The sequence below is a fragment of the Thiocapsa sp. genome, assembly GCF_022340925.1.
Classification (GTDB): domain Bacteria; phylum Pseudomonadota; class Gammaproteobacteria; order Chromatiales; family Chromatiaceae; genus Thiocapsa.
Genome location: NZ_JAJDNA010000084.1, coordinates 1 through 4,219 on the forward strand (window position 1 = coordinate 1; position 4,219 = coordinate 4,219).

The 4,219-nt window shown below is 67.6% G+C and carries 5 protein-coding genes; 1 reads left to right on the plus strand and 4 read right to left on the minus strand.

Annotated elements, in window-relative coordinates; all coding sequences use genetic code 11:
* Positions 1-174: 174 nt before the first annotated feature.
* From LJE61_RS10405 to LJE61_RS10420, 4 genes are all read right to left on the minus strand, one after another.
* Positions 175-531 (minus strand): hemerythrin domain-containing protein, encoded by a 357-nt coding sequence (locus LJE61_RS10405; RefSeq protein ID WP_296912679.1) that lies wholly within the window; start codon positions 529-531, stop codon positions 175-177.
* Positions 532-615: 84 nt separating this feature from the next.
* Positions 616-1,440, minus strand: a complete 825-nt coding sequence (locus tag LJE61_RS10410; protein WP_296912676.1) for a TIGR01458 family HAD-type hydrolase — start codon at positions 1,438-1,440, stop codon at positions 616-618.
* 257 nt (positions 1,441-1,697) lie between these two features.
* A complete protein-coding gene (locus LJE61_RS10415; RefSeq protein ID WP_296912673.1) occupies positions 1,698-2,285 on the minus strand; it encodes a class I SAM-dependent methyltransferase in 588 nt (195 codons plus the stop codon).
* Positions 2,286-2,345: 60 nt separating this feature from the next.
* Complete coding sequence (locus LJE61_RS10420; protein WP_296912670.1) at positions 2,346-2,618, minus strand: hypothetical protein; 273 nt, start codon at positions 2,616-2,618, stop codon at positions 2,346-2,348.
* A gap of 105 nt (positions 2,619-2,723) precedes the next feature.
* Here LJE61_RS10420 and LJE61_RS10425 point away from each other — a divergent pair, with 105 nt between their 5' ends.
* On the plus strand, positions 2,724-3,911 hold the full coding sequence (locus LJE61_RS10425; RefSeq protein ID WP_296918328.1) for a hypothetical protein: 1,188 nt from the start codon (positions 2,724-2,726) through the stop codon (positions 3,909-3,911).
* The last annotated feature ends 308 nt before the right edge of the window (positions 3,912-4,219 follow it).

Here is a 4,219-nt window from a genome sequence, read left to right on the forward strand (position 1 = left end):
TCTACTGCGCCGGCGGGACAGCGGTCCATATCCGACCGATTTCTCGTTACGTAGACCCACTATGCGCCTCGCAATCGGTCGAATCTGTCCTCGCTCTCCCACTCGGCTCGCGACGATCGCTCAAGTCAGACAGGCTCCTAGACGGCGAGGGGTCGGCCGGCCCATTGATGCCGCTCAAGGCGCTCGGAACAAACACTCGGCCGGCGCTTGCAGATGCTCTGCGATCTGCTCTTTGGCGAGGTCGCAGAGGCCGCACGCGCGACAGGCGGCGCTGCCATACGGCTCCAGCGGCAGGGAGGCCAGGAGCCGCCGGCCGAATTCGGCACTCAAGTCGAGATCGGCCCTGCGGTCCTGCAGCATCTCCTCGGCCTCGGCGCTGAACCGGGCGATAAAGTCCTCCATCTCCCGGCAGTGCTCACGCTGCCCGGCGCCCTGGATCAGACGATTGAGGCAATCGACGAAGGCCCGATGATGCCGATCGACCTCGGCGTCGCCGGTCTGATAGCGGCTTTTCCAACGCAGTGGACGCATGCTGATGACTCCGGTAGCTTGGGGAAACGCCGATCAAATGCGAGGATGGCATTTGATGAGCATCGTCTTAGATCCGGGTTGGAGCTACGGGATACCAGACACAGGCTCCGCGGATCCAGACGTCCCCGCGTCCGCCCGCTGCCACCACGCCGGCAGATCCGCGATGGAGTCGATGACCCCGTCGGGGCGGATCCCCGACTCGAGGTCCGCGGGCCGAAACTTGCCGGTGCGCACCAGCAGCGTCTTGAGTCCGGCGGCCTGGGCCCCCGCGATGTCGCTGCGGATGTCGTCGCCGACCATGAGGGTCTCGGCGGCGGTGCTCCCCGCGGCGGTCAGCGCGGTCTCGAAAAACGGGCGTGCGGGCTTGCCGAGCACGATGGGCTCAACGCCCGTGGCGTGCTGCAGGGCCGCGACGAAGGGCGCGGTATCGAGGCGAAGCCCGTCGGGGGCGCGCCAGTAGCGGGTCATGCCGAGGGCGATCAGCAAAGGGCGCGGCTCGGCCATCAGCAGGCGGAAGGCGCGATTGAGTGTCGGATAGTCCCAGCCCGTCCCCATGTCGCCGAGGATGACCGCCTCGGCACCGCCCTCGGCGTCCGGTGCCAGCGGGGTCAAGCCGGTGAAGTCTGCCCTGGTGCTCGGGTTCACGAAGAGCGCGACGCGCGCGAGTCCACGCTCCGCGAGCCATGCCCGCGCCGCCACCGGCGGGGTCAGGATGTCTTCTGTGTCCACGGCGATGCCGAGCCGCGAGAGCTTCTCCACGATGGCGGCGCGCGGCCGCGAGGTGGTGTTGGTCAAGAACAGATGCCGAATCGCCTGGCGGCGGATCCAGTCAAGCACCTCGTCGGCCTTGGGCAGCGCCTGATCACCCTGATACAGCACCCCATCGAGATCGAGCAGGATTGCGTTCATCGTGCTGGCCTCTTCAGGCTGGCTCACCGCTCGGATATAGGTTCGGATGACGGCGCTTCACACCCCGACGGGCAGATGCGCTTGATCGCGGCAGATCTGCCCCACATCCGATTCGCTGAGCGACCCCCCGGTCAATCCGCAACGGCGCCTTTCGGTTGAAGCGACGGCTGGCGCAGGCTCCTAGAGTCCACTGGCCCGCTGGATGGCCCGCAGGAGACGCCTGAGTCCCTCGACGGGCCGCAGCCGAAGGAGGCGCGTCAGTCTCGGGTGGCGAGGATCTGGACCACGGCGCCGGTGCCGGCGTGATAGCGGCCCTCGTGAACCTCACGCTCCGCCTCCGCCGCGCGGAGAAAACGCAGGCCGGTGAGCTCCTCGGCGAGCGTTTCGAGCTCCATCATCAACTCGGCCACGGGCGGTCCACCGGTACCGAGCTCGAGCTGGCGTGGCGTGTAGGCTTCGAGGACGAAGACACCGCCAGGCCGCAGACCGGCGACGACCTGCCGGTGGAGCTGTCGGCGCAGCGCCGGGGGCAGGTGGACGAAGATCGCGACGATGCAGTCCCAGGCCGCCGGCTCGAGTGTGTAATGTGCAAGGTCGCTGTGGATGGTGTCGATGGCGACGCCTCGATCGGCCGCCAGCCGCCGGGCCTTCTCGAGACCGACCCGCGAGCCGTCGAGCGCCGTGACCCGGTGTCCGAGTCCGGCCAGGAAGACCGCATTGCGCCCTTCCCCTTCACCCAGGCACAAGGTCTTGCCCACCGGAAGCCGTGGCGCGACCTCGCGGAGGAAGTCGTTCGGCTCGGTGCCGTAGGCATAGTCTTCGGAGGCGTATCGCTCGTCCCACATGACGGATTCTCCCGCGCTCGCAGGGGATGCCGGCCCGTGCCGGCTGACAGCCGCTCCGACTCAGGTCGAAGAGAGACGGGTCCCCTCGACACGACCGGAGTCGTAGAGCGTGATCTCCCAGCGCCCGGCCTCGGCATCGTGGCGCAGGATGTAGACGCCGCCGTCGTCTCCCCGCAGCTTGAAGTAACGATGCTCGGGTGAAATCCAGCGATCGATCACCTCGACGACCTCGACCTGCCGCGCGCCGATGAAGAACCGCCGCGGCGCTTCCTCGGACCTGTAGCCCGCGTAGCACTCGACGCGCACATCAAAGGGTAGGTCCGAGTTTTCCATGGCTCACACTCGCGGATGGTCTATGGTCAGTATATTAACGGCATCTCTGTGAGCCCGTAACAACGGCTGACCGCGAGATGCTCAGGCGGAAGGTGGAGTTGTTGGATGACGCGCCCTGAGCAGCAGACGACGGAACTGGTGAATGACCTCATGACGGGCTTCGCGGAGCGCACCGGTCTGGTCGGAGAACGACCTCCGAAGCGCTACCTCTGGACCGACGCCTTCGCCGTCTGCAACTTCCTCGAGCTGGAGCGCCGAACGAGCGATCAGAGTTACCGCGAGCTCGCGCTTCGCCTCCTTGACCAGGTCCACCATGTTCTCGGGCGACATCGATCGGACGACCCGAGGGAGGGATGGATCAGCGGGCTCGCAGCAGACGCAGGCGAACGGCACCCCACGCAAGGGGGACTGCGGATCGGCAAGACGCTCCGCGAGCGCCTGCCCGACGAGGCGTTCGACGAGCGCCTCGAGTGGGAGCGGGACGGACAGTACTTCCACTATCTGACCAGGTGGATGCATGCCTTGGCACGCCTGGGAATTGCGACCGGCGAGCCGGGCTACATCCGGTGGGCGCTGGAGCTCGCCGAGACCGCCTTCGAGCGCTTCAGCTACGAGGCGACCTTGGACGGTCGCCGGCGCCTGGTCTGGAAGATGAGCATCGACCTCTCCAGACCGCTGGTCGGATCGCAGGGTCAACAGGATCCCCTCGACGGCCTGGTCACCTGCCTCGAGCTGCAGCATGCCGCAGCCACCTTGGACGGCCCCGGCGCACCCAGCCTCGACCGACAGATCGCCGGCCTGAGCGCCATGTGCGCGACCCAACCCCTCTCCACCGCCGATCCCCTCGGCATCGGCGGCCTGCTCACCGCCGCGCACGCACTGGCGCAGCTGACCTCAGCGGGTGACCGCGGATACGAGGATCTGATCGTGATGCTGCTGCACGACGCCCTGCCGGGGCTCCAGTTTCAAGCCGCGGGCCGCGACGCCCTCTCGATGCCCGCGGATGATCGGCTCGCGTTCCGCGAGCTTGGGCTGTCCATCGGGCTGCGGGCCCTCCAGCGCATAGGAGACCTTGCGGCACGACACCCGGAGGCCTTCCGCTCGCTGCCCGCGCTCGGCTCACGACTCGAACGGCTGATGCCCTATCTCCCTCTCATCGACGCGATCGAGGACTTCTGGCTCGCGCCGTTGAATCAAAGCGGCCGGCTCTGGAAGGAGCACGAGGACATCGACGCGGTCATGCTCGCGACCAGCCTGGCGCCCGCGGCGTACCTTTGCCTCAGTCCGTGCTGAGTGCGAGCGCCGGATCGCGTCCATTGTGCGCCGGCCGACGACCTCGGGCGGACCCACGAGCCGCTCCGGCCCGGAGACGTCCAGTTACGTCTCGTCGATCGAGCCGCGTGCCGATTGCATGGGGTTTCCGGGACTGGCGCGTTGCGTGATCACTGCCGGGTCGCGCTCAGGCGGATGTCGCGGTCGGTCACACCGAACCTCGGCCGCGACTCCGTCGGGTCAGACGTCTGGGGCTCAAACGATCACCGGCTCCGGTTCCAGCCAGACGCCGAACGCCTCCGCCACCCTCTCCTGCACCTCGCGCGCCA